This window comes from Rhodococcus sp. D-46 (genome assembly GCF_011290655.1).
GTDB classification, from domain to species: domain Bacteria; phylum Actinomycetota; class Actinomycetes; order Mycobacteriales; family Mycobacteriaceae; genus Rhodococcus_F; species Rhodococcus_F qingshengii.
In genome coordinates this window covers 849,414-873,113 of sequence record NZ_JAANTF010000001.1, presented here as the reverse complement: position 1 = coordinate 873,113, position 23,700 = coordinate 849,414, and the positions used below count along the sequence as shown (strand labels likewise).

Genomic DNA, 23,700 nt, shown 5'->3' with positions numbered 1-23,700 from the left:
TGCCGCCTCAGACCAAGAGTGTGTCCCGGAGTTGTGCGACATCGTCCTCGCTCAACTGAAGGCCGTCCCGGACGTAGTTGTCGAAGTTGCCGTACACCCGATCCACCGTGGCGAAAGACGTGTCCAGCCAAGACTGTTCGACGCCGTCGATGAACGCGCTCCCCGTGCGGGGTCCGGTGAGGTACTGATTGCTGAGCATGTAATCGGCGTTCACGTCGGTGCGACTCACGCCGAGGACGGTCAGGAGAACTGCGGTCATCCAACCGGTACGGTCCTTGCCCGCCGAGCAGTGGTAGAGGACTGCACCGTCGGTGTTCGCGACGTTCACCAGCGCGTCGTGGAATGCGCGGCTCGCCCCCGGATCGGTCACCATCAACGCGTACATCGTCGGCATGTCCACCAGCGCCGGGAGGTTGGCGGGGTTGGTTCCGATGACGTCGAACCAGTTGCTTCGCGCCCCGTTCGGAAGGCGATCCTGCGAGAGCGTTCGTTCGACGACCGTACGGAAGTCGTCGACCGATTCCACTCCGCGTTCGCTCAACGACGCGAGATCCGACGGTGTCAGCTTGTCGAGGGCATTCGAGCGAAATACCTTCCCCCACCGAACGGTCTGCCCGTCCGCGGCGACGTAGCCACCGATGTCACGCGCGTTCGACGCACCCTCGAGGTGTAGCGATCGATCCGCGGCAACCTGCGCAGCTGTGGGTCCGGCGTGGTCGAGAGCGGGAATTCCACCGGCGAGCGCCGGGACCGGTGCACACGAGATGATCAGCGCACACAGAGCGGTCGCGGCGGGACGGGCGATTCTGTTCGACATCCGGACAGAATAGGACCGCAATCAGGACTTCGTACGAACCTTGATGTACAACGAGGCGACCGGTTCGATAACTCTTGCCGCCACCGGGCCGATGACCGCCATCAGGAGCACGTAAGCAGTTGCCAATGCGGCAAGTTCGGCGTCGACGGCGCCTGCGGACACCGCGAGGCCTGCGATGATGATGGAGAACTCACCGCGGGCGATCAGAGCGGCACCGGCGCGCGCCTGACCCATTCGCGCGACACCCTGACGTCTGGCCGCCCAAGCGCCGGTTACCAGCTTCGTGATCGCCGTGACCACTGCCAGGATCGCGGCCCATCCGAGGACTGGCGGAATGGAACTGGGATCGGTGTTGAGACCGAAGACCACGAAGAACATTGCGGCGAACAGATCTCGAAGGGGCTCGAGCACGCGACTGGCATTGTGCGCCGTCGACCCCGAGATCGCGATTCCGAGGAGGAATGCGCCCACAGCCGCCGACACCTGCATCGCCGAACTGATGCCGGCGACCAACAGTGCGGCACCGAGCAGCTTGAGCAGGAGCGTCTCACTGTCGGGACTGTCGAGGAGGGCGGAGACGTACCGTCCGTATCGGAGGGCCACGACAAGAACCACGGTGATGACCAACAACGAGATCCCGACCGCTTCGAGCCCGCCCATGAAGCTCACGCCCGCGAGCATCGCGGTCAGAATCGGCAGGTACAGCGCCATCGCCAGGTCTTCGAACACCAGAATCGACAGCACGACCGGTGTCTCGCGGTTACCGAGGCGCCCCAGGTCGCTGAGCACCTTGGCGATGATTCCCGAAGACGAGATGTAAGTGACGCCGGCCATGACCGTCGCCCCCACGACGCCCCAGCCGAGCATCAAGCCGACAACCGCGCCAGGGGTGGCGTTGAGGACGATGTCGACGATGCCGGCTACCCGCGAGCGTTTGAGACCGGTGACGAGCTCGGCCGCAGTGTATTCGAGCCCCAACAGCAGCAAGAGCAGGACGATCCCGATCTCACTTGCCAGATGGGAGAACTCGCCGATGTCGCCGAGCTGGATGAAACCGCCCTGTCCGAAGCACAGGCCGCCGATCAGGTAGAACGGGATCGGCGACATGCCGACGCGAGCAGCGAGCCGTCCGAGCAGTCCGAGCGCGAAGAAGACCGCGCCGAGTTCGATCAGTGCGAGGGTGGTTGTGTCCACGCGCCAGTCAGCCGTTGGCCAAGATTTTTGCCGCTGCAGCCAAACCGTCCGGCGTTCCGACTGCCACGAGAAGGTCTCCCCCGGTGAACGTGAAGTCGGGGTTCGGAGACGGGCTCACCTGTCCTGCGCGCATGACGGCGACGATGGACACTCCGGTGCGCGTGCGCATGCCGGTGTCCCCGAGGGTCTGTCCGTCGTAGCGAGAACCGTCCTTGATGTAGAGCTGTTTGGTTCGAATGCCCGGAAGGTCACGGTGCTCTTCCTCGAGCTGAGCAACGAGCTGTGGGGCACCCAGGAGATTGCTGAGCGCTGCCGCTTCCTCGGTGGTCAGAGGCAGCGAGGCAGCACACGCGTCAGGGTCGTCTGCCTTGGAAACGATGAGGTCGGTATGACCGTCCCGATGGGTGACGACACCCACGCGACGACCGGAAGACAGAACAAAATCCTTGCGTGTCCCGATCCCCGGTAGTGGGGTGACTTCTACGTTCATAGACCAACGGTAGCGCCGATCGGTGACCTGCATCGCGGGAGGGCCGTAATCCGCGGGGCACAGTTCACGACCGGCCAACCGGCGACCTACCGAACCGGCGAAAACACGCCGTTCTCGCCCGGAAAATACTCGACGACAGCGGTGACGGCTGCGACGGGAATCGGGGCGTACAGATGCGGGAATCGCATCGATTCCGGGTCCGAGGGGACACCCGGTTCGTACTTGACCTGACCGCCGAGCAAGGCCGGATCGATAGCCAGAAGGACTATGTCGTCACGGCCGGCAAAGATCCGATTGGCCGGGAGATGAACTTGCGCCGGAGTCGACATGTGGACAAATCCCTCCGCCTCGAATCCGTCGGGGATACGTTCACCGAGCTGTTGTGCCCGCGCCCACTCCTCGCGCGTGCACATGTGGAGCAACTCGACGCTCTCGTCGACAAGTGGTTCGCGTCCCGGGTTCATCCGCCCAGAATATCGGGCTGAGGTCGGCGATCCGAATCAGCTGTCAGCGAACAATCTTCACCCGAGAATGCCTGCCCAGCGCATTTCCAGTGAGACACAACACTAAGAAACGCCTTCGGGAACAACCCGTAAACCCCAAACGTCTGTAAGAGTGGATCTACCGCGCCATTCCGACGCGGCGGACCAGGCCCCAGGCACGCGGCCCGAATGCCGCAAAGCCAGTACGGAGGAGTCATGCCCGGAACACTGACCAGCCCACAGTTGACCGCTGCCGACCGGTGCGACCGGTGCGGTGCCGGAGCACGCGTACGCGCCGTGCTTCCCACCGGCGGCGAGCTTCTCTTCTGCGGACACCACGCAACCGAACACGCGGATCGACTTCGCGAGATGAATGCCGTCGTCTCCGAAAGCGAACCCGCAATCTGACCTGTCAGCCGGGGGTGGCCTCTTCACGAGGCGCGCCATGAACGCCAGAACGGGCGATCACAGTCACTGTGATCGCCCGTTCTGCCGTTCCGGGGCCGCAAGCACGCGAAGCGTGCGGGACCGGTATCGGCTGCTACCAGCTGCGGAGAATCGCGATGCGTTCGGTCAGCTGATCGACAGTAGCGATGGCCGTCGGCGGACCGCCGCACACCCGGCGCAGTTCCGCGTGAATGATGCCGTGTGGTTTGCCGGTGCGGTGAACGTTCATCGCCACCAACCCGTTCAGCTCCTTGCGGAGCGCACCGAGCTGATCTGCCGTGGCCGCTCGATCGGATACCACTGCCGCCGTGGGTTGCGGTGCGGCGGCCTTGGCCGAGTTGGCCTCGACCTGTGTCTGCTGGCGTTGACGCAGCAATGCCCGCATCTGATCGGCGTCGAGTAGACCGGGGAGACCGAGGTAGTCGGCTTCCTCGTCACTTCCGGCGAATGTCGCGGTACCGAAGGATGATCCGTCGTAGATCACCTGGTCGAGTTCGGCATCGGCGCCCAGGGACGTGAACGCCTTCTCCTCCTCGCCCAGCTCGTCCTTCTGCTTGTTCGCATCGGCGAGCAGGTCGTCTTCGAGGCCGTCCTTCTCACGGTGCGGCTTGCCGAGTACGTGGTCACGCTGAGCCTCGAGCTGTGCAGCAAGGTCGAGAAGCACCGGCACCGACGGTAGGAAGACGCTGGCAGTTTCGCCCTTACGACGCGAACGTACGAAGCGCCCGATCGCCTGAGCGAAGTACAGCGGAGTCGACGCGCTGGTCGCGTACACACCGACCGCCAGACGGGGAACGTCGACGCCCTCGGACACCATGCGGACCGCGACCATCCATTTCTGGTCGCTCGCACCGAATTCGGCGATTCGCTTGGACGCGGTGGGGTCGTCGGACAGCACGACAGCCGGCTGTTCGCCGGTGATCGCGGTCAGGGCCTTCGCGTACTCGCGGGCCACTGTCTGGTCCGTCGCGATGACAAGTCCGCCGGCATCGGGCATACCGGTACTGCGCAGCTGCGCCAAACGGGTGTCTGCTGCTTGCAGCACGGCAGGAATCCAGTCGCCGGCAGGGTCCAAGGCCGTACGCCATGCCCGAGTCGTCTGCTCGGCGCTCAGCGGCTCGCCGAGTCGAGCGGTGAATTCCTCGCCGGCGTTGTTTCGCCACCGTGCCTCGCCCGAGTAGGCGAGAAACACGACGGGGCGAACCACGCCGTCCTTGAGGGCATCCGAATATCCGTAGGAGTGGTCGGCTTTCGAGCGGAGCAGACCTTCCTTGTCCGGCTCGTACTCGACAAAAGGAATGGCACTGTCGTCACTGCGGAACGGGGTTCCGGTCAGTGCGAGACGCCTGGTCGCGTCGCCGAAAGCTTCACGAATGGCGTCGCCCCAGCTCTTGGCGTCGCCGCCGTGGTGGATCTCGTCGAGGATGACCAGCGTCTTGCGGCCCTCGGTGCGCACACGATGCTTCGACGGGTGCGAGGCAACCTGGGCGTAGGTCAGCACGACGCCGTGATAGTCACTCGAGGTCTGGCCAGTCGAGTTGGAGAACCGCGAGTCCAATGCGAGGCCGGAGCGCTGAGCGGACTCCGCCCACTGGTGCTTGAGGTGCTCGGTCGGCGCCACGACGGTTATCTGGTCGACCGTCCGGTCACGGAGCAATTCCGAAGCTACCCGCAGAGCGAAGGTGGTCTTACCTGCTCCCGGCGTTGCGACCGCCAGAAAGTCACGCGGACTGCTGGAAAGGTACTTGGTCAGTGCACGGCGCTGCCATGCACGAAGGGAACCGGTAGGGGCGCCAGGTTGGGTTCCCGCGGATTGAGCTCCGGCGGGTTCGGGCGACTTGCCGAACTCGGCTGCCACGGTCTCAGACGTCATAGGCCGCGCCTCCACTGGAATCGCACTGTTGTCTCGCGCTCCTCGAATTTTCATCAATGTCCGGCGACGAGCCTAGCCGCCGCCACCGACCAAAGCCGCACTCGAAGCGCGTACTCATGGCCGTTCTCACTCCGGCCGGCGAGGTTTCGCTTCTCTCGCATCCTGCCGACCTGCACGCGAATTGTCTCAGAAATGTGCGACACGTCGGCGCCATGGTTGGGCAACCGGGTGTGTCGTCAGGGATGCTGGAGACATCATGAGTGAAGCGCGAGGCGAGAAGTCGAGCGGAAGTGATCTGCACCACCGCAGATGGCATCCGCTACGCCGCACCGGGCAGTTGATCGGTCGAACCCTGAGCAAGGCCTGGGACGATTCCATCTTCGGAAAGGCGGCTACGGCCGCGTTCTGGCAAACGCTGTCGCTTGCTCCCCTGCTGCTCGGCCTTCTGGGAATGATCGGCTACATCGGTGGGTGGTTCGGACCCAACACCGTCGAGATCATCGAATCCAAGATCGTCACGTTCAGCGGAACGATCTTCAGCGAAAGCGTCGTCGACCAGATCATCCGCCCGACGGTGACGGACGTCCTTCAGCGCGGACGCCCGGAGATCATCTCGGTGGGCTTCCTGCTGTCCCTGTGGGCGGGATCATCGGCGATCAGTACGTTCGTCGACTCGATCGTGGAAGCACACGGGCAGCAGGATGCCCGCAATCCCATCTGGCAGCGCATCTTCGCCCTGCTGCTCTACGTGATGTTCCTGGTGATGGCGGTGTTCATCCTGCCGCTGGTAGCTCTGGGGCCGACGCTCGTCGGGCGAGCACTGCCGGCCTCCTGGTACGTGGTCGGATCGAATCTGGTCGACACGTTCTACTACCCCGCTGTCGGTCTGCTGGTGATCATCGGCCTCACGACGCTCTACAAAGTCGCTCTGCCGAAGTCGCTGCCGTGGCATCGGCTGCTCGCGGGCGCCCTGGTCGCCGGTGTGTTCTTCATGGCCGCCAGCACCGGATTGCGCTGGTACCTGGGATTCGTCACCAGCACCGGCTACACGTACGGCGCACTGGCAACGCCGATCGCGTTTCTGCTCTTCACGTTCTTCCTCGGTTTTGCCGTCGTGCTCGGCGCCGAGTTCAACGCGACGGTTCAGGAGTTCTGGCCCGCTCGTGCCACTCGGATGGAGCAGATGCGAGAGTGGCTTGCGGCTCAGAACACCGACGAAAAGACCGGTCCGGTCACCAACCTGACCTGGCACCTGGCCACCAGCCCGATCCGCATCTCGGGCGACAAAGCGGACCCGGCCACGGTCCCCTCGTACGGGCGGCCCCGCAGCAGACAAACCGAGAGCAGACAATCGGAGTCGCGCCAGAACTCGTGCGTCGACCAAGATCCCTGCGATGAACCGCACGCAGACGCGAAGGGCCCGGCGGCCGACTGCGTCGAGGCTGTCGATCCGCCGAGCTCCGGAAGTACTCCCGCTCGCGTGACCCGAGGTCAGTCGCCCTTACGGAGTCCTTCGTAAATCTTCTTGCAGTCCGGGCACACCGGTGATCCCGGCTTGGCGGACTTCGTCACGGGAAACACCTCACCGCACAGCGCGACGACATGGGTTCCCATGACGGCGCTCTCGGCGATCTTGTTCTTCTTCACGTAGTGGAAGAACTTCGGGGTGTCGTCGTCGGTCGTTTCGTCGGTGGAGACGTCGGGACGTTCCTTGGTTTGAGTGCTCACCCCTCCAATAATGCCGTCTCCGTCACAGCGGTGCGACCCACGGGTCGTGTGCAATTGTCGGCCGAGAGTGGAACAGTGGAGTCATGGCACGAAATGGCGCGTTCGGCAGGTCCGACGAGGCCGGGACTCCCGACAATCCCGTACTGATCACCGAAGCGCAGCAGTCCGTCGAAGAACAGCACAAAGCCCGAGTGCGCAAGTACATGATCATCATGTCCTTCCGGTTCCCGGCGTTGATCCTCGCGGCGATCGCGTACGGCATCTGGGCCAACGCCTGGATCTCGATGCTCATCATCGGTGCATCCATTCCGCTTCCCTGGATCGCCGTCCTGATCGCCAACGACCGACCACCGCGCACCAAGGACGAACCGAGTCGATACGACGGACGAAAGAAGACCGCAGGCGAGATCGAATCCGCGACGCACCACACCATCGAAGGCTGACAAGTTCCGCCTGCGAGAATGACAGGGTGAGAAGCGAAACGCTCCTGTCCATCACCCCTGCGCTGCGTGAGGCTCTGCTTCGCAATCGATTCGACACCGGAACCATGCTCGAGGCGTTGGGTCCCGAAGTTCACGCTGCTCTCGGTCGAAGTGAGCCGGTGCCCGTGCGCCGCGCCACCCGAGAACTCGGGGACCTGGGCGTTCTCATCAGACTGTTCCTTCTCGCCGATGACTGCCCGGCGGGCGACGTCGCCGCGGCGCTGGCTCCGCTGACAATCGCGCAGTGCGTCGACGCCGGTCTGCTCGAAGGTGAGAACTTCGACAGTGAGAATCCGCTCGTGCGGGCCGCGGTGGATCTTCGCCCCATCGACGTCGGCGACGGCGATCGTTGGGTGATCTCGGATCTCGACGGCGGAATCCGTCCCAAGAAGGCCACGGCCGATCATGTGCTGGGCGTCGGGCATGCGTCACTGTCCTTGCTGCAGGCCACGCCCACCGCGAGGGTCGGCAGCGTGCTCGACCTCGGTACCGGATGCGGCATCCAAGCCCTGCACGCGAACACGTACGCCGATTCGGTCACCGCAACCGACATCAATCAACGCGCTGTCGACCTCACGGCAGCAACCATGGCCCTCAACGGACTGGACGTCGAACTCCTTCAAGGGTCCTGGTTCGAACCCGTCGAGGGTCGAACCTTCGACCAGGTGGTCGCCAATCCGCCGTTTGTCGTCGGCGAGGCACGCGTCCATCACACGTACCGCGATTCCGGCCTCGATCTCGACGGTGCGAGCGAATTGATGATCTCGCAATCGATCGACTACCTGAACCCCGGCGGCACGGCAGCTCTGCTGGCGTCCTGGGTGCACGTCGAAGGGCAGGACTGGCGGTCGCGGATCGCGTCGTGGCTGCCGGCCCACGGCGTCGATGCCTGGGTGGTCCAGCGCGATGTCGCGGATCCGGCTCTGTACGTCGGCACGTGGCTCAAGGACGGCGGGCAGGATCCTCGAGATCCGGAAACGGCATCGAGAGCAAACGCCTGGCTGGATCACCTCGAAGAAGCCGATGTCGAGGGCGTCGGCTTCGGTTTCGTGTTTCTTCGCCGCACCGACTCCCCCACCGACCTGATGGCCGAGGACCTCATGCACGGCTTCTCGGACCCGCTCGGGGCCGAGGCGCTCGCATACTTCGACCGTCTTGCCTGGTTGCGTGAACACGACGTCCTCGAGGAACGCTTCGTCCTCGATCCGGACACGGCTCTCGAACGCGTCTACCTCCCCGGTGACGAGGGATGGCAACAAGTGGTCACGCGCGTGCACCGCGGCAACGGACCGCACTGGCAGCACGAGATCGACGAGCTCGGTGCTGCGCTGTTGGCCGGACTCCGAGCGGATGGACTGGTGGTCGACGAATTGATCGAACTTCTTGCCGCGGCGAACGGCGAAGACCCGGACCAGCTACGTGAGGCCGTCGTCACAATGATGGTCTCGCTGGTTCGACACGGGTTGGTGCTTCCCGTCACGAACTGAGTTCCCGGTGAGTTGCAGATTTTTGTGTTCTCAGCAACTTCTCAGGACGACTGGGAAATAACTGCAGGTCACGGCGATTTAGCGGAAATCGGCACGGGAACTTTCCCGGAACTCTCACACGTTGAACTGTGTGAGAGACCGCCGATAGGGAGGCAAGTCATGACAAGCCCCAGCACCACTACTCGCATTCGTCCGAGCGCCGCAGATCTGGACGCCCAGAGCCCGGCCGCAGACCTGGTCCGCGTCTACCTGAACGGGATCGGTCGTACCGCACTGCTGACAGCAGCAGACGAGGTCGAACTGGCGAAGCGAATCGAAGCGGGGCTGTACGCCAGCCACGTCCTTGCCACGGGAAAGCGCCTGACAGTCGCCAAGAAGAGGGATCTCGCAACGATCGTTCGCGAGGGACAGTCGGCACGTAGCCACCTCCTGGAAGCGAACCTGCGACTCGTCGTGTCGCTGGCCAAGCGCTACACCGGCCGCGGCATGCCGCTCCTCGATCTGATTCAAGAAGGCAACCTCGGACTCATCCGTGCAATGGAGAAGTTCGACTACGCCAAGGGCTTCAAGTTCTCGACGTACGCCACCTGGTGGATCCGTCAGGCGATCACCCGCGGAATGGCTGATCAGAGCCGCACCATCCGGCTCCCAGTCCACCTCGTGGAGCAGGTCAACAAGCTCGCCCGCATCAAGCGCGAACTGCACCAGCAGCTCGGGCGAGAAGCCACGGACGACGAGTTGGCCGAAGAGTCGGGCATCCCGGCGCACAAGATTGCCGACCTGCTCGACCACAGCCGCGACCCGGTAAGCCTGGACATGCCTGTGGGCAACGACGAAGAAGCGCCCTTGGGCGATTTCATCGAAGATTCCGAGGCGACCTCGGCCGAGAACGCCGTCATCGCCGGTCTGCTGCACAGCGATGTGCGCAGCGTGCTCGGGACGCTCGACGAGCGGGAGCAGCAGGTCATCCGACTTCGCTACGGTCTCGACGACGGCCAGCCCCGCACCCTCGATCAGATCGGTAAGCTCTTCGGCCTCTCGCGTGAGCGGGTTCGTCAGATCGAGCGTGAGGTCATGGGCAAGCTCCGCGTCGGCGATCGCGCCGAGAAATTGCGGTCCTACGCGAGCTGATCAAACAACACAGCACGTGCGTCAGCGCGCCACACCACTCGCGCTGACGCACCGCACAAAGCACCGGCCACCGCTACTTCCCTCCCCCTCGGGAATGTGCGGTGGCCGGTGTTGTTCACTGTGTCTACCGCAGCCGCCTGGGCCCCAGGTCGATTGCGCTCGGCTCAGGTCCGATTCGGACACGTGAATCGGTGATCTCCGCGCCGGTAGCCGAAGCGAGTACCGGCTCACAGGCCAGTTCGCGGACTTCGGGAATGTCGTCGGCCAGCGCCGAGATGCGCTGAACCAGATCAACCAACGCACCCTTGTTGACCGGAACGGCGTTGCGGTATCCGGAGAGAAGCGGCGCGGCCTTGGGCGCGTCGATCAATTCCGTAGCAGCGTCCTCGGTGAGAGGCAGTACGCGATAGGCACGGTCACCGAGGAGATCGGAGATCACACCGGCAAGCCCGAACGAGATCAGCGAACCGAACGACGGGTCGTCTTGGACACCAACCACACATCCGATGCCCTTGGTTGCCATTTTCTGCACGTGCAGCAGCGGTTCACCCGACGCGGCCGCAAGATCTCGGTAAGCGAGGCGCACCGATTCCGGTCCACTCAGATCCAGCCTGACGCCGCCCAGATCCGGTCGGTGTCGCCACATTTCGCCGGTTGCCTTGACCGCGACCGGGTAGCCGACAGCATCCGCTGCCTCTACTGCTTCGTCTTCGCTCAGGACCGAACGGAATTCGACGACGGCGACCCCGTAACACTCGAGCAGCGCCGCCGCTTCCACATCTGAAAGCCAACGGCCAGGAGAGTTTTCAAGCCAATCTGCCACCATCTTCTGGGCTCGCTCGGAGTCGATACCCACGGGGCGAACCACCTTCGACGCAGGCTTGCTGCGCCACTCCGCATATCGCCAAGCCCTCGCCAACGCCAGGGCGGCACGCTCCGGCCCCGGGTAGGACGGCACCGAACCGCGGGTCGGGTTACCGACTTCGTCACGAACCGCCAGGACGTCCGGCACACCCTCAGCTGCGAGGAACGTGGTGAGAATCGGCTTGTCCGAGCCTGCGACGGCGTCCTTGAGTGCTTTCGCGAACGGCTCGACCGGAATGGCGACCGGAGGAACGAAGACGGCAATGACGGCATCGACGTCGAACGACGCCAAAGCGTCGCGCACGGCAGTGGCGAACAGTTCCGGACTCGCCTGGGCGCCGAGGTCGACCGGGTCGCTGACCTGCAGACCTTCACTGCGGGCCGCGTCCGCAGCAAGGACACCGAGCGCGGTCGAGTTGCCGATGACCGCAAGCCGGGGGCCGGCGGGCAACGGTTGGTATCCGAAGAGCAAGGCGCAGTCGAACAATTGTGAAATGGACCCGACCTGAATGACGCCCGCCTGTTCGAAGAGGGCGCGGACGATCGAATCGTCGATCTCGACTCCGGTGGCGGCGAGCACCGGCGGAACCGCGTGCCGACCGCTCTTCACTGCGACGATCGGCTTCTTCCGCGCAACTCGACGCGCGATGCGAGAGAACTTCCGTGGGTTGCCGAAGCTCTCCAGATAGAGAAGGACCACTTCGGTGGACTGGTCGGAATCCCAGTACTGCAGAAGGTCGTTACCCGAGACGTCCGCACGGTTACCGGCGGAAACGAAGGCGGACAATCCGATTCGGCTGCGCGCGGCTTCGTCGAGAATGGCGATACCGAGCGCGCCGGACTGACAGAAGAAGCCGACGTTGCCTGCCACCGGCAAGACCGGCGCGAGCGTCGCATTCAACGAAATCGCCGGGTCGTTGTTCGCGACACCCAGCGCATTCGGGCCGATGAGGCGCATACCGTGAGCGCGCGCTGCATGGACCAGTTTGCGTTCGGACGAGCGCCCGTCCGGACCACTCTCACTGAAGCCCGACGAGACGACCACCAGCGCTTTGACGCCCTTGTCGAGGCAGTCGTCGAGTACCGAATTGATCGATTCTGCAGGTACAGCCACGACGGCGAGATCGACGTCGTCGGGGATGTCACGAACCGTCGGATATGCCCGAACGCCGTGTACCGAACGATGCTCCGCGTTGACGGGATAGACCGGTCCGGTGAATCCGCCGCGCAGCAGGTTGGTCAACACCGCGTTACCCACTTTGGCCGGGTCCGCTGATGCGCCGATCACCGCCACCGATCGCGGGCTGAGCACGTTTCCCATGCTGCGGGCCTCAGCTGCCCGCTCACGCGAATTGCGTACTGAAACAAGCGCTTCCGTCGGGTCGATCGCGAATTCGAGTCTCAGCACGCCACCGTCGAAAGAGCGGCTCACCTGATACCCCGCCTCACGGAACACCGTCACCATGTTGCGGTTCTCGGAGAGGACCTCGGCGACGAACATCGTCAGACCGTTCTCGGCCGCTGCCGCTGCCAGGTACTCGAGCAGGATCGGGCCGAGGCCGCGCCCCTGGTGTGCGTCGGCGACGACGAAGGCGACCTCGGCAGACTTTCCGTCACCGACGTCGAGCAGTCGCTCGTATCGACCCACCGCGATGATCTCGTCGCCGAGCATCATCACGAACGCCACGCGGTTGTGGTGGTCGACCGTCGTGAAGTTCTTGACGTCGCGCGCCGACATCGTGGGGTACGGGCCGAAGTAGCGCAGATACCGGGTGCGCTCGGAGAGTTTGCCGTGGAATTCGACGAGCTTGTCCGCGTCTTCGGGAACGATGGGTCGCAACGCCACCGCTCCGCCGTCGGAGGCGAGAACATCGACTACCCAGGAATGGGGATAGGTGTGAGCGGGGTCGGTCTTCGGCGCCTGGCCGCTCGCCTCGCCGCCTGCAGCTTCGGTATCGGACTGTTCAGTCACGGGGATCCTCCGGGTCGAGTCCGAGTAGCGGGAACGAAGCGCGACGTGTCGCGATGATCGCCGAGTCGATACGGGTGAGTGCACGGTCCACCGAGGCGACACCTGTCTCCGGTGTACCACCCGGGCCGTCCCACGGCGTGTAGGCGACATCGCCGCCGTCCCCCATGGTCGGCGGGAGGTCGACGCTCGGCGCTCGCAGCTTCGTCGATTCCTTCCAGTCTTCCGGGACAGCGGTGTCGACGTCGATCTCGCGATCGAGCGCTGCAGCGATCAAGTGAGTCCATGCCCTCGGCACGACGCGCACCAGTCCGTATCCCCCGCCTCCGACTGCCAGCCACCGCCCCTCGGAGTAGCGGTCGGCGAGGTCACGCATCGCCAAAAACGCGGCGCGCTGACCGTCGACGGTGAGGGCGAGATCCGCGAGCGGGTCCTCGCGGTGCGAGTCGACTCCGCACTGGCTGATGATGATCTGCGGGCGGAAGGCTGCAATGGCTCCCGGGACGACGGCGTGAAATGCACGCAGCCACAACGCGTCGACGGTTCCGGGCAGCACCGGGATGTTCACCGCCGTACCTTCGGCGGCCCCGTCGCCGACCTCGCTCGACCATCCGGTGTTCGGCCACAAGGTTGCCGGGTGCTGATGCAGCGAGACCGTGAGCACCCGCGGGTCCCCGAGGAACGCATGTTGCACTCCGTCGCCGTGGTGAGCGTCGACGTCGATGTAGGCGATGCGGTCGTAGCCGTTGTCGAGCAGCCACGAAATCGCAACCGCCGCATCGTTGTAGACGCAGAATCCAGAGGCCCAATCCGCCATCGCGTGGTGCATGCCGCCGCCGATGCTGACCGCGCGCCTCGTACGTCCCGAAGCGATTTCCTGCGCTGCGGCCAGCGAGCCGCCGGCGAGGATCGCACTGGCTTCGTGCATGTGCGGGAAGACCGGGTTGTCCTCGGTACCGAGCCCGTGGGGAACATCCTGGCCGCTCACACCGTTGTTCGCAGAGTTACCCGCGTCTTTGACCGCTGCAAGATATGCCGGTGTGTGGATTCTGAGGAGGTCGGCATCGGACGCGGCACTCGGTTCGAGAAATTCGACGCCCTCGAGAAGTCCGAGGCTTCGCGAGAGTGCCATCGTGAGATCGAGGCGAGTGGGGTTCATCGGGTGATCGGCGCTCCACCGATAGCTCAGGTACTCCGGACTCCACACCACGACTCGATTCGCTCGAGACGCCGCGGGGTCCCCGTCAGATCTGATCGACGCGGTCATGGGATCACGCTACTTCCTTCTCGTTTCGTGCTGCACACCACACTCGTGGCCCGCTTCGGAGACCGAGATCGAGTGACACGAATCCAATTCGGACACGCGCTGGACTCGCCGCGGTGGAGGCGGCACCGGAACCACGAACTGAACGGTAGAATGATCAACTGACGAAGGGGTTGAGTGTGAAGGATCTAGTCGACACCACGGAGATGTATCTCCGGACGATCTACGACTTGGAAGAAGAGGGCGTAGTCCCACTCCGGGCGCGGATCGCCGAACGGCTCGAACAGAGCGGACCCACCGTCAGCCAGACTGTTGCGCGTATGGAGCGTGACGGCTTGCTGATGGTCGCCGGCGATCGACATCTGGAACTCACCGACAAGGGTCGCGATCTCGCGATCTCTGTCATGCGTAAGCACCGGTTGGCAGAGCGCCTGCTGGTGGACGTCATCGGTCTCAAATGGGAAGACGTACATGCCGAGGCATGCCGTTGGGAGCACGTGATGAGCGAGGAGGTCGAGCGTCGGCTCGTCGTCGTTCTGAACAACCCCACGACGTCGCCCTACGGCAACCCGATTCCGGGCTTGGACCAGTTGGGACTCGACGGCCCGGTTGCCACCACCGAAACATTGGTGCGCCTGACCGATATTCCGCACGGCGCACAGACAGCTGTGGTCGTTCGGCGACTGGCCGAGCACGTGCAGTCCGATCCCGAGGTGATCGCGCAGCTGCGTGACGCCGGCGTCGTTCCCGACGCCAGGGTGACGGTCGAAACCCGTCCGGGCTCGGTGACGATCATCGTGCCGGGTCACAGCGGGTTCGACCTGTCCGAGGAAATGGCTCACGCCGTTCAGGTCAAGCAGGTCTGAGGAAGTAGATGAAACTCCTGGTCACCGGCGGCGCCGGTTACGTCGGCAGTGTGTGCAGCACTGTGTTGCTCGAGCGTGGACACGAGGTTGTCGTCATCGACGACCTCTCCACCGGAAATGCCGACGCGGTGCCTGCCGGTGCCGAGTTCATCGAAGGAGACGTGGGAGCGCTTGCTGCCGACGTCCTCGGCAGTGCGGGTTCACCGGTTTTCGACGGTGTGCTTCACTTCGCGGCGCAGTCGCTGGTCGGCGAATCGGTGCTGCACCCCGAAAAGTACTGGCGCGGAAACGTCGTCACGACCATCGAGTTGCTCGAGGCGATCCGTGTCTCCGGTACTCCGCGCCTCGTGTTCTCGTCCACCGCCGCTACGTACGGCGAACCGGAGCAGTCCCCCATCGTGGAGACCGCTCCGACCCGCCCCACCAATCCGTACGGCGCGACCAAGCTCGCGATCGATCATGCGATCACCTCGTACTCGATCGCCCACGGCCTCGGTGCGACGAGCTTGCGCTACTTCAACGTCGCAGGTGCGTACAAGTCCGCCGGCGAGAACCGGGTGATCGAAACCCACCTGATTCCACTCGTCCTGCAGGTCGCGCTCGAACAGCGGGACAAGATCTCGGTCTTCGGAACCGACTGGCCCACGCCGGACGGAACCGCGGTACGCGACTACATCCACGTGCTGGACCTCGCCGAAGCACATCTACTGGCGCTCGAATCCTCGGTTCCCGGCGAGCACCGCATCTACAACCTCGGAAGCGGTGCCGGCTTCAGCGTGCGCGAGGTGATCGCCGCCTGTGCGCGGGTCACCGGCCTGCCGATCAACGTCGAGGACGCGTCACGGCGGCTGGGTGATCCGGCGGTACTGATCGCATCGAGCGACAAGGCGATTGCCGAGTTGGGTTGGACGCCCACGCGTACCGATCTCGACGTCATCGTCGCCGACGCATGGCAGTTCCTCCAGGATCTGGGCGACCGCTCACACGCTGCTCGCTAGCTTCCATTCGGCAGTGCCGGCGGCAAGCCGGTGATTCCGAGCGATTCCCCGATGGACAATCCGACGGCCGCGAGGTCACGGATTCCGTCGGGGCGCATACCGGATTGCAGCGATAGATCCAGCAATCCCGCCAAGGTGTGTTCCGAATCGGCCGACAGTGCGGCCGACAGCGCAACACCTGCCAGAGGGCCGTCGCCACGCACGTATGCAAAGAAGCCGAGAAGTGTTGCCGGCCAAGCTCGTTCGGGCGACGGTACTTCATGGGTGAGCACGAGCCACAATTGCTCAGCATGTGCCGCAACCGACGTGATCGCCAATCCCAGCACCACGTCGCGCACGCGTACGTCCGTCAAAGCGACCACCAGATCGGCGCATTCCTGCGGGTCAGGGCAGTGAGCGCCTGCCTCGACACGGCGGACATGTTCCAACACCAGATCGATCCGGCGCTGAACTGCGGTTTCACCGCTCGGTCCTCCACTGTGCGCGCTCGACTCTCGTCGGCTCGCGATCAGTCGGGCAATCGTGTCGTGATTGCGAGCGGCGCCGTGTACCCACCGGACCAGTTCCTCACGCGAACGGCGAATGACCCTCCCGCCCAACACCTGTGCTGCTGCAACCGACGAAGATGCCGGGTCTGGCAGGGTGCCGCGGTGAATCGAACGCATGACGCTCGTCCACGGCTGGCCAGATTCTATTGCGGCCGTGCACAATACGTCGGCCAGCTCGACGCAGGTTCCGCCGAGCATGTCTTCGAATACCTCGGCCAGCTCGATGGTTTCATCGATCAGAGTTTCAGCCGCCGAGCAATCGGTGATCACCACGAGAACGACCGCACGCGCGCCTTCCCCGTCACAGACGGCGGCGAACTGGCGCAGCGCCGCGCTCATCTGCCTCGCGGGCTTTCCCCTGACACTGGGAAAGTAGTCGTGCCGCATCACTGGTCCGAGCGTCGAGGCGGAGGCGCCCATCAGAGACAGCGCAACCACAGAGTTGGACGGATGGAAGCCCAGGAGTGCGGGTATTGCCGCGATCAATTCGCCTGGATCGGAGACGCGTTCGACGCATCCGAGAAGGGCGGCAAGGTCGTCGTCGGAGAATTCGAATTCTCCCGGAAGAGGTGATGTCGTCATGCACACACCGTCGCTGATCACCCTGACCCGACCGTCTGCTCGAGCAGGGAAAACAGCTGCGTCCAACTCGTCTGTGGATTACCGCATTTGTTGGGGACCAAGTACCGCGCCGCACCGAGCAGCTCCGCTACTTGTCGGACCTGTGTGCTGTGAAATCACTTGCCTGCTTTGACCTTCTGCACGGCTGCGGTGAACGCTTGATCCAGCGGTGCCGTCGAGGGCGTCGCAGAACCGAACGTCATCAGTGTTGTCGCCACCCGTACGTCGCCGACCTGCGCGATCAAGGTCAGCATCGTCTGATCACCGGCTGTGGCCTTGGGGGACACGACAGTGCGGCGAAGTGACATCGTCTTGTCGGCATCGATCGGCGACGGCGGAAGAATTTCCGTCGTCACTGCCGTAGTGACGCCGTTCGCAGTGACAGTCATGGACGGGCACTGCCGAGTTTGCGCTTCCAACTCGTCCAGTGGTGCATCGACCTTCGTGAGTTCAACCGAAATCGTTGCCCTCGTCGCGTTGTCGGTCCCGACCGCCATCACGGTCCCGTTCGGACCGTAATCCTGTTCCGGTGGCTCACATTCGGACGGATCGACGGTGGCACCGCGCGGGACGCCGACTAGATCCGGCGCTGCCATCGGAACGGCCTGCGGGGGCAGCACAACAGCGCCGAAGGGCTCGGGGAATTCCTCGGGAGTCAGCAGCAGTTCGGACAGCGGTGCCGCCGTTTTCGGAGAGGTGGATTTCGGCGTCGAGGATTTGGGTGCAGCCGTCGTACTCGGCGCCGCCGTGCCGCTGTCGGTCGCACCGGCAGTCGCCGGCGCGGAGTCCGGAACGGGTGCTCCTTGGACCGACCCGGAGCAGCCCGCGAGTAGTGCAACGGCGGCCACCGCAGCAAGTGAGCATGCGGCCACTCGCCTGGACGATCGTGGACACACCCGCATGTAAGCCTCCGCACTCGACCGATCCCGACAATCGACCAATCCATTTCGGACAAATCAGCCGTGCCGACCTTGTGTTCCACTCTGCCATGTCCGAAGCCGCGCACCCGACATCTAGCGAACGCCCAGGCCAAGTGTCGAAAGATACCGCTCGGCTTCGCTCTCGGCGAACGCCCGTCTCGTCGGATCGGGAATGATCGGTCACCGACTCGGTGTTCTTACCGATGAACGTCTGATCCAGTGCTGTCGGGCACCTGACTCCGATGCTGTCGAGCGTGCGCCGATAGTGGACACTTGAGATCAAGACCGAAGAGCGAAGGGGACTGCGATGGACGAACAGTCGAGGATGTACGAGCTGGAATTTCCGGCGCCCCAGTTGGCGGCTGCCGACGGCCAGGGACCGATCCTGATTCACGGACTCGAGGGTTACTCCGACGCCGGTCACGCCGTGAAGTTGGCGACGACGCATCTGCGCGAAAGCCTCGAGACCGAGCTTGTCGCGTCGTTTGCTGTCGACGAGCTGATCGACTACCGCTCACGTCGACCAACGATGACGTTCAAGGCCGATCATTTCTCCGACTACGACGCTCCGGCGCTCAATCTGTACGCACTGCGCGATACGGCCGGCACGCCGTTCCTGCTGCTTGCCGGGATGGAACCGGACCTCAAGTGGGAGCGGTTCACCACAGCCGTTCGTCTGTTGTCCGAACAGTTGGGAGTGCGTCGAACCATCGGGCTCAACGCGATTCCGATGGCAATCCCGCACACCCGACCGCTCGGCGTGACAGCACATTCGACCAACAAGGACCTGATCCAGGACCATCAGCGTTGGTCAGGTGAACTGCAGGTTCCCGGCAGCGCATCATCACTGCTCGAGCTTCGTATGTCTCAGCACGGGCACGAGGCGATGGGCTTTTCGGTGCATGTCCCCCACTACCTCGCGCAAACGGACTACCCGGGCGCCGCAGAAACTTTGCTCGAAAACGTTTCCGAGGTTTCGGATCTGGAGTTGCCGTTGGTTGCACTGGGTGAGGCCGCGGCGCGCGTTCGGGAACAGGTTAACGAGCACATAGCCGGGAACGAAGAAGTTCAGACTGTAGTCCACGCTTTGGAGCGTCAATACGACACTTTTGTCGCCGCTCAGGAACAACAGTCGTCCCTTCTGGCCGGCGAGGCCGACCTTCCCAGCGGTGACGAGATCGGCGCAGAGTTCGAAAAGTTCCTGGCCGAACAGGCAGGAAATGACGACTTCGGCTCAGCTGGAGACCTCGATCGAGGCGACAACTGACGAAAATGTGACGGGCGGGGCGCATAATTCGACATTGTGCGCATTCCGCAACCCCTCCGTTACCTGGGCTGTTGTTCAGGACACATCCGTCGGATAGCCTCAAACTCTGTGTGATTTTCGTTGACGGCTCAACAACTGGAGCAGACAGTCAACGTGGTCACACGCCGAGCCAGGAGGCGACATGAGCAGACCACGGAACCGTCAGCTCCGACCGGTCCCCGACGAGGAACCGCGGATGATGTTCCGGACGATTCACGGCTACCGACGCGCATTTCGGATAGCCGGCGAGGGTCCGGCAGTACTGCTCCTGCACGGAATCGGCGACAACTCGTCGACGTGGACCGAGATCATTCCCCACCTCGCCAAGAAGTACACGGTCATCGCACCTGACCTGTTGGGTCACGGCCGTTCCGACAAGCCACGCGCGGATTACTCGGTAGCCGCGTACGCCAACGGCATGCGGGATCTTCTGTCGACGCTCGGCATCGAGCACGTCACCGTCATCGGGCACTCGCTCGGCGGCGGCGTAGCGATGCAGTTCTCCTACCAATTCCCACACATGGTGGATCGCCTCGTGCTGGTCTCAGCCGGTGGCGTCACCAAGGACGTCCACCCGCTGCTGCGGCTCATGTCCGTTCCGGTGGTCAACGAGGTGGTAAAGCTGCTCCGGATACCTGGTGCGATGCCGCTCGTCCGGATGGCCGGGAACCTTGCCGGCGTAGTTCACGGTTCAAATTTGCGTCCCGGCACCATGTTGCACGACACACCGGACCTGATTCGCGTGCTCGCTGATCTCCCCGACCCCACTGCCTACGAGGCCTACCTTCGTACGCTGCGGGCCGTCGTGGACTGGCGCGGACAGGTCGTCACGATGCTCGACCGCTGTTATCTGACCGAGAATCTGCCGGTTCAACTGATCTGGGGCGACGACGACTCCGTCATTCCCGTCTCCCACGCTCACCTCGCGCACGCGGCGATGCCGAACTCACGCCTCGAAGTCTTCCGCGGCTCGGGCCACTTCCCGTTCCGCGACGATCCGATGCGTTTCCTGCAGATCGTCGAAGATTTTCTTTCCAGCACCGCACCACTCGTCTTCGACGAGGCTCGCTGGCGCCACATGCTGATCTCCGGGGTCGGCGAGAACACCATCACCGGAACGTCGTCCACCCGCATGGCGGTGCTCGACGCCATGGGCTCGGACGAGCGAAGCGCAACCTGATCCACGGTTGCGGCTAGCCTGTACGAGTGCTGCTGACGGAACTTCTCCCCGACAACGCGGATCCTGATTCCGTTTTCGACGCCTTCTCTTCGTGGACCATCGAACGAGGTTTGACGCTCTACCCGGCCCAAGAAGAGGCCGTCATGGAGTTGGTCTCGGGTGCAAACGTGATCCTTGCGACGCCGACCGGGTCAGGCAAGTCGATGGTGGCGATCGGCGCGCATTTCTATGCGATGTCGCTCGGCAAGCGCACGTACTACACAGCGCCGATCAAGGCGCTCGTGAGCGAGAAGTTCTTTGCACTGTGTGAGGTCTTCGGTGCCGAGAACGTCGGCATGATGACCGGCGACGCCGCCGTGAACTCGTCGGCGCCGATCATTTGTGCGACGGCCGAAATCGTCGCGAATCTTGCACTGCGCGAGGGCCCGAACTCCGATATCGGCCAGGTCGTGATGGACGAGTTCCACTTCTACTCCGAACCCGATCGAGGTTGGGCGTGGCAGGTTCCGCTCATCGAGTTGCCGCACGCCCAGTTCCTGTTGATGTCGGCAACTCTCGGTGAAGTCGACTTCTTCTCCGAAGATCTGACGCGCCGTACCGGGAAACCCACCACCGTCGTCTCCGGCACAGAACGCCCCGTGCCGCTGATGTTCTCGTACGCGACCACGCCGGTCGGCGAAACCATCGAAGATCTGGTGACCACCAACCAGTCCCCCGTCTACATCGTGCATTTCACGCAGGCCGCCGCCCTCGAACGCGCCCAGGCACTGACGAGCGTCAACTTCTGTTCCAAAGAAGAGAAGGAAGCGATCGCCGAGGCGCTGGGTGGTTTCCGCTTCACCACCGGGTTCGGAAAAACACTCTCCCGCCTGGTCCGGCACGGCATCGGCGTACACCATGCGGGCATGCTGCCCAAGTACCGACGGCTCATCGAAGTTCTCGCACAGGACGGGCTTCTCAAGGTGATTTGCGGTACCGACACCCTCGGCGTCGGCATCAACGTCCCGATCCGCACGGTGCTGCTCACGGGTCTGGCCAAGTACGACGGCGTCCGTACTCGGCATCTGAAAGCCCGCGAGTTCCATCAGATCGCCGGTCGCGCGGGTCGTGCAGGCTACGACACGATGGGCACCGTCGTCGTCCAGGCACCGGAACACGAAGTAGAGAATCTGCGGGCAGTCGCCAAGGCCGGCGACGATCCGAAGAAGATCAAAAAGATTCAACGCAAGAAGGCTCCCGAGGGGTTTGTGTCCTGGAGCGAAGCGACGTTCGATCGCTTGGTCGCCGCATCGCCCGAGCCGTTGGTGTCGCGATTCTCGGTCAGCAACTCGATGCTGCTCAATGTCATTGCCCGCCCGGGTAACTGCTTCGACGCGATGCGGCACCTGTTGGAGGACAACCACGAATCGCGTCCGGCGCAGCGCAAGCACATCCTCAAAGCGATCTCGCTGTATCGCGGATTGCTCAGCGCCGGCATCGTGGAACGCCTCGACGAACCCGACGAGTACGGCCGCATGGCTCGGTTGACGATGGACCTGCAACGCGACTTCGCCTTGAACCAGCCACTCTCACCGTTCGCCTTGGCGGCATTCGAACTTCTCGACGTCGAATCCGACAGTTACGCACTCGATGTCGTCTCGATCATCGAGTCGACGCTCGACGATCCGCGTCAGGTTCTGATGGCGCAGCAGCACTTCGCTCGTGGCGAAGCGGTTGCGCAGATGAAGGCCGACGGCATCGAGTACGAGGAGCGCATGGAACTCCTCGAAGAGGTTACGTGGCCGAAACCGTTGTCGGACTTGCTGTTCCCGGCTTTCGAAATGTACCGGGGTGGCCACCCGTGGATCACCGAGTTCGCCCTCTCCCCCAAGTCCGTGGTGCGCGACATGATCGAACGCGCCATGACGTTTGCCGAGTTGATCAGCCATTACGGACTCACCCGGTCCGAGGGCCTCGTCCTGCGCTACCTCGCCGACGCCTACCGCGCGCTGCGACAGACCGTCCCGACGGAAGCGCGCACCGAGGAACTCGAAGACATCATCGAGTGGTTGGGTGAGCTGATCCGTCAGGTCGACTCGAGCCTGCTCGACGAATGGGAGTCACTCACCGACCCCGGAGCCGAGGCAGACACGGAAGAGGTTGCGTTCGGCGCCGACATTCCCCGTCCCATCTCGGCGAACCCGCGCGCATTCCGCGTCATGGTGCGCAATGCGATGTTCCGACGCATCGACCTCGCGTCGCGTCGGCAGTGGAATGAGCTGGAAAACCTCGAGGACGGTATCGACGCCGCCGAGTGGGAGGAGCAACTACTCCCGTACTTCGAGGAGTACGCAACAATCGGAACCGGGCCATCGGCGCGCGGGCCGGCGCTCTTCCAGGTCACCGAAGAGGGTGAGTTCTGGCGGGTGCGGCAGGTGCTCGAGGATCCGGAGGGCGATCACGGATGGGCACTGCTTACCGTCGTCGACATCCCGGAATCGGATGCCGCGGGTGAAATCGTGTTCGACGAGCTGAGCGTCGTAGAAGGCTAGCGCCTGTGCGCCTTTCTGGTAGTCGGCGCTACCAAAAAGGCGCACAGGGGGCGTCAGCCCCTTCGAGCCTTCCGCGGCTGGTTGCGGCGAGCAGCGCGCTTTTCCTTGATGCGAACGTTCTCGGCCCGCACCTCGGCCTGAACAGCGCGTTCCTTTTCGAGCCATTCGGGCTTCTCTTCGAGGAGTGCGGCGATCTGATCCGTGGTGAGTGCTTCTTCGACGCCGCCGCGGGCCAGCCCGGCGATCGATACGCCCAGCTTGGCGGCGATGACCGGGCGAGGGTGCGGTCCGGTGCGTCGCAGCTCCAGCAGCCACTCCGGCGGATCGGTCTGCAGAGCGGTCAGCTCGTCACGAGTCACGTCGCCTTCCTGGAACTGCGCAGGTGTTGCTTCCAGGTACACACCCAGCTTCTTGGCAGCCGTCGTCGGCTTCATCGTCTGGGGAGTTTTGTTCGACGTCATGCAACAAGAGTAACCAGCCGATACGGGTGCTTTTACCAAGG

At 63.6% G+C, this 23,700-nt stretch carries 21 protein-coding genes; 10 read left to right on the top strand and 11 right to left on the bottom strand.

The window, feature by feature from the left end; translation table 11 throughout:
- Nucleotides 1-7: 7 nt before the first annotated feature.
- From G9U53_RS04170 to G9U53_RS04155, 4 genes are all read right to left on the bottom strand, one after another.
- A complete protein-coding gene (locus G9U53_RS04170) occupies nucleotides 8-817 on the bottom strand; it encodes a tyrosine-protein phosphatase (protein WP_054781895.1) in 810 nt (269 codons plus the stop codon).
- Between the two features lie 21 nt (nucleotides 818-838).
- Entirely contained in the window at nucleotides 839-2,011 is a 1,173-nt protein-coding gene (locus G9U53_RS04165; protein ID WP_003942634.1) for a cation:proton antiporter, read from the bottom strand.
- A gap of 7 nt (nucleotides 2,012-2,018) precedes the next feature.
- Nucleotides 2,019-2,501: a cation:proton antiporter regulatory subunit gene (locus G9U53_RS04160; RefSeq protein WP_021344116.1), complete on the bottom strand. Its 483-nt coding sequence runs from the start codon at nucleotides 2,499-2,501 to the stop codon at nucleotides 2,019-2,021.
- Nucleotides 2,502-2,587: 86 nt separating this feature from the next.
- Nucleotides 2,588-2,965: a DUF952 domain-containing protein gene (locus G9U53_RS04155; protein ID WP_007732832.1), complete on the bottom strand. Its 378-nt coding sequence runs from the start codon at nucleotides 2,963-2,965 to the stop codon at nucleotides 2,588-2,590.
- 234 nt (nucleotides 2,966-3,199) lie between these two features.
- Here G9U53_RS04155 and G9U53_RS04150 point away from each other — a divergent pair, with 234 nt between their 5' ends.
- Nucleotides 3,200-3,391 (top strand): hypothetical protein, encoded by a 192-nt coding sequence (locus tag G9U53_RS04150; RefSeq protein WP_003942643.1) that lies wholly within the window; start codon nucleotides 3,200-3,202, stop codon nucleotides 3,389-3,391.
- Nucleotides 3,392-3,524: 133 nt separating this feature from the next.
- Here the strand turns inward: G9U53_RS04150 and G9U53_RS04145 are convergent, their stop codons facing one another.
- Complete coding sequence (locus tag G9U53_RS04145) at nucleotides 3,525-5,303, bottom strand: DEAD/DEAH box helicase (protein WP_003942642.1); 1,779 nt, start codon at nucleotides 5,301-5,303, stop codon at nucleotides 3,525-3,527.
- 256 nt (nucleotides 5,304-5,559) lie between these two features.
- On the opposite strand from G9U53_RS04145, the gene G9U53_RS04140 reads away from it, so the two are divergent.
- Nucleotides 5,560-6,822 (top strand): YihY/virulence factor BrkB family protein, encoded by a 1,263-nt coding sequence (locus G9U53_RS04140; protein WP_165638344.1) that lies wholly within the window; start codon nucleotides 5,560-5,562, stop codon nucleotides 6,820-6,822.
- Here the strand turns inward: G9U53_RS04140 and G9U53_RS04135 are convergent.
- Complete coding sequence (locus G9U53_RS04135; RefSeq protein ID WP_003942602.1) at nucleotides 6,795-7,031, bottom strand: DUF3039 domain-containing protein; 237 nt, start codon at nucleotides 7,029-7,031, stop codon at nucleotides 6,795-6,797. The genes G9U53_RS04140 and G9U53_RS04135 overlap by 28 nt on opposite strands.
- 83 nt (nucleotides 7,032-7,114) lie before the next feature.
- On the opposite strand from G9U53_RS04135, the gene G9U53_RS04130 reads away from it, so the two are divergent.
- The 3 genes from G9U53_RS04130 (at nucleotide 7,115) to G9U53_RS04120 (ending at nucleotide 10,131) form a co-directional block, all read left to right on the top strand.
- Entirely contained in the window at nucleotides 7,115-7,474 is a 360-nt protein-coding gene (locus G9U53_RS04130) for a DUF3099 domain-containing protein (RefSeq protein ID WP_003942638.1), read from the top strand.
- A gap of 26 nt (nucleotides 7,475-7,500) precedes the next feature.
- Nucleotides 7,501-9,000, top strand: coding sequence for a methyltransferase (locus tag G9U53_RS04125; RefSeq protein ID WP_075833058.1), 1,500 nt, complete (start codon nucleotides 7,501-7,503; stop codon nucleotides 8,998-9,000).
- A gap of 159 nt (nucleotides 9,001-9,159) precedes the next feature.
- The gene (locus G9U53_RS04120) at nucleotides 9,160-10,131 is read left to right on the top strand and encodes a sigma-70 family RNA polymerase sigma factor (RefSeq protein WP_003942639.1); all 972 of its coding nucleotides are present in this window, start codon (nucleotides 9,160-9,162) and stop codon (nucleotides 10,129-10,131) included.
- A 124-nt stretch (nucleotides 10,132-10,255) separates the two neighbouring features.
- On the opposite strand, the gene G9U53_RS04115 is transcribed toward G9U53_RS04120, so the two are convergent.
- Both G9U53_RS04115 and G9U53_RS04110 read right to left on the bottom strand, forming a co-directional pair.
- Entirely contained in the window at nucleotides 10,256-12,967 is a 2,712-nt protein-coding gene (locus G9U53_RS04115; protein WP_030536893.1) for a bifunctional GNAT family N-acetyltransferase/acetate--CoA ligase family protein, read from the bottom strand.
- The gene (locus G9U53_RS04110; protein ID WP_165638343.1) at nucleotides 12,960-14,231 is read right to left on the bottom strand and encodes an acetoin utilization protein AcuC; all 1,272 of its coding nucleotides are present in this window, start codon (nucleotides 14,229-14,231) and stop codon (nucleotides 12,960-12,962) included. Before G9U53_RS04110 ends, G9U53_RS04115 begins: the two co-directional genes overlap by 8 nt.
- A gap of 176 nt (nucleotides 14,232-14,407) precedes the next feature.
- Between G9U53_RS04110 and G9U53_RS04105 the strand changes: the two genes are divergently transcribed.
- Entirely contained in the window at nucleotides 14,408-15,094 is a 687-nt protein-coding gene (locus G9U53_RS04105) for a metal-dependent transcriptional regulator (RefSeq protein WP_003942150.1), read from the top strand.
- Nucleotides 15,095-15,102: 8 nt separating this feature from the next.
- A complete protein-coding gene (galE, locus tag G9U53_RS04100) occupies nucleotides 15,103-16,092 on the top strand; it encodes a UDP-glucose 4-epimerase GalE (RefSeq protein ID WP_003942257.1) in 990 nt (329 codons plus the stop codon).
- Here the strand turns inward: galE and G9U53_RS04095 are convergent.
- The gene (locus tag G9U53_RS04095; protein WP_207623870.1) at nucleotides 16,089-17,222 is read right to left on the bottom strand and encodes a DUF4192 domain-containing protein; all 1,134 of its coding nucleotides are present in this window, start codon (nucleotides 17,220-17,222) and stop codon (nucleotides 16,089-16,091) included. The genes galE and G9U53_RS04095 overlap by 4 nt on opposite strands.
- Nucleotides 17,223-17,377: 155 nt before the next feature.
- Entirely contained in the window at nucleotides 17,378-18,133 is a 756-nt protein-coding gene (locus G9U53_RS04090) for a sensor domain-containing protein (protein WP_007732815.1), read from the bottom strand.
- Nucleotides 18,134-18,488: 355 nt separating this feature from the next.
- On the opposite strand from G9U53_RS04090, the gene G9U53_RS04085 reads away from it, so the two are divergent.
- The 3 genes from G9U53_RS04085 to G9U53_RS04075 all read left to right on the top strand — a co-directional run bounded on the left by G9U53_RS04085 (nucleotide 18,489) and on the right by G9U53_RS04075 (nucleotide 23,198).
- Nucleotides 18,489-19,448: a PAC2 family protein gene (locus G9U53_RS04085; RefSeq protein ID WP_003942198.1), complete on the top strand. Its 960-nt coding sequence runs from the start codon at nucleotides 18,489-18,491 to the stop codon at nucleotides 19,446-19,448.
- 181 nt (nucleotides 19,449-19,629) lie between these two features.
- Nucleotides 19,630-20,667: an alpha/beta hydrolase gene (locus G9U53_RS04080; protein WP_007732813.1), complete on the top strand. Its 1,038-nt coding sequence runs from the start codon at nucleotides 19,630-19,632 to the stop codon at nucleotides 20,665-20,667.
- A 26-nt stretch (nucleotides 20,668-20,693) separates the two neighbouring features.
- Nucleotides 20,694-23,198 carry a DEAD/DEAH box helicase gene (locus tag G9U53_RS04075; protein WP_165638341.1) on the top strand — a complete coding sequence of 835 codons (2,505 nt, stop codon included), beginning with the start codon at nucleotides 20,694-20,696 and terminating at the stop codon, nucleotides 23,196-23,198.
- 53 nt (nucleotides 23,199-23,251) lie between these two features.
- Here G9U53_RS04075 and G9U53_RS04070 read toward each other — a convergent pair whose 3' ends face one another.
- The gene (locus G9U53_RS04070) at nucleotides 23,252-23,659 is read right to left on the bottom strand and encodes a DUF5997 family protein (protein ID WP_007732807.1); all 408 of its coding nucleotides are present in this window, start codon (nucleotides 23,657-23,659) and stop codon (nucleotides 23,252-23,254) included.
- Between the last annotated feature and the right edge of the window lie 41 nt (nucleotides 23,660-23,700).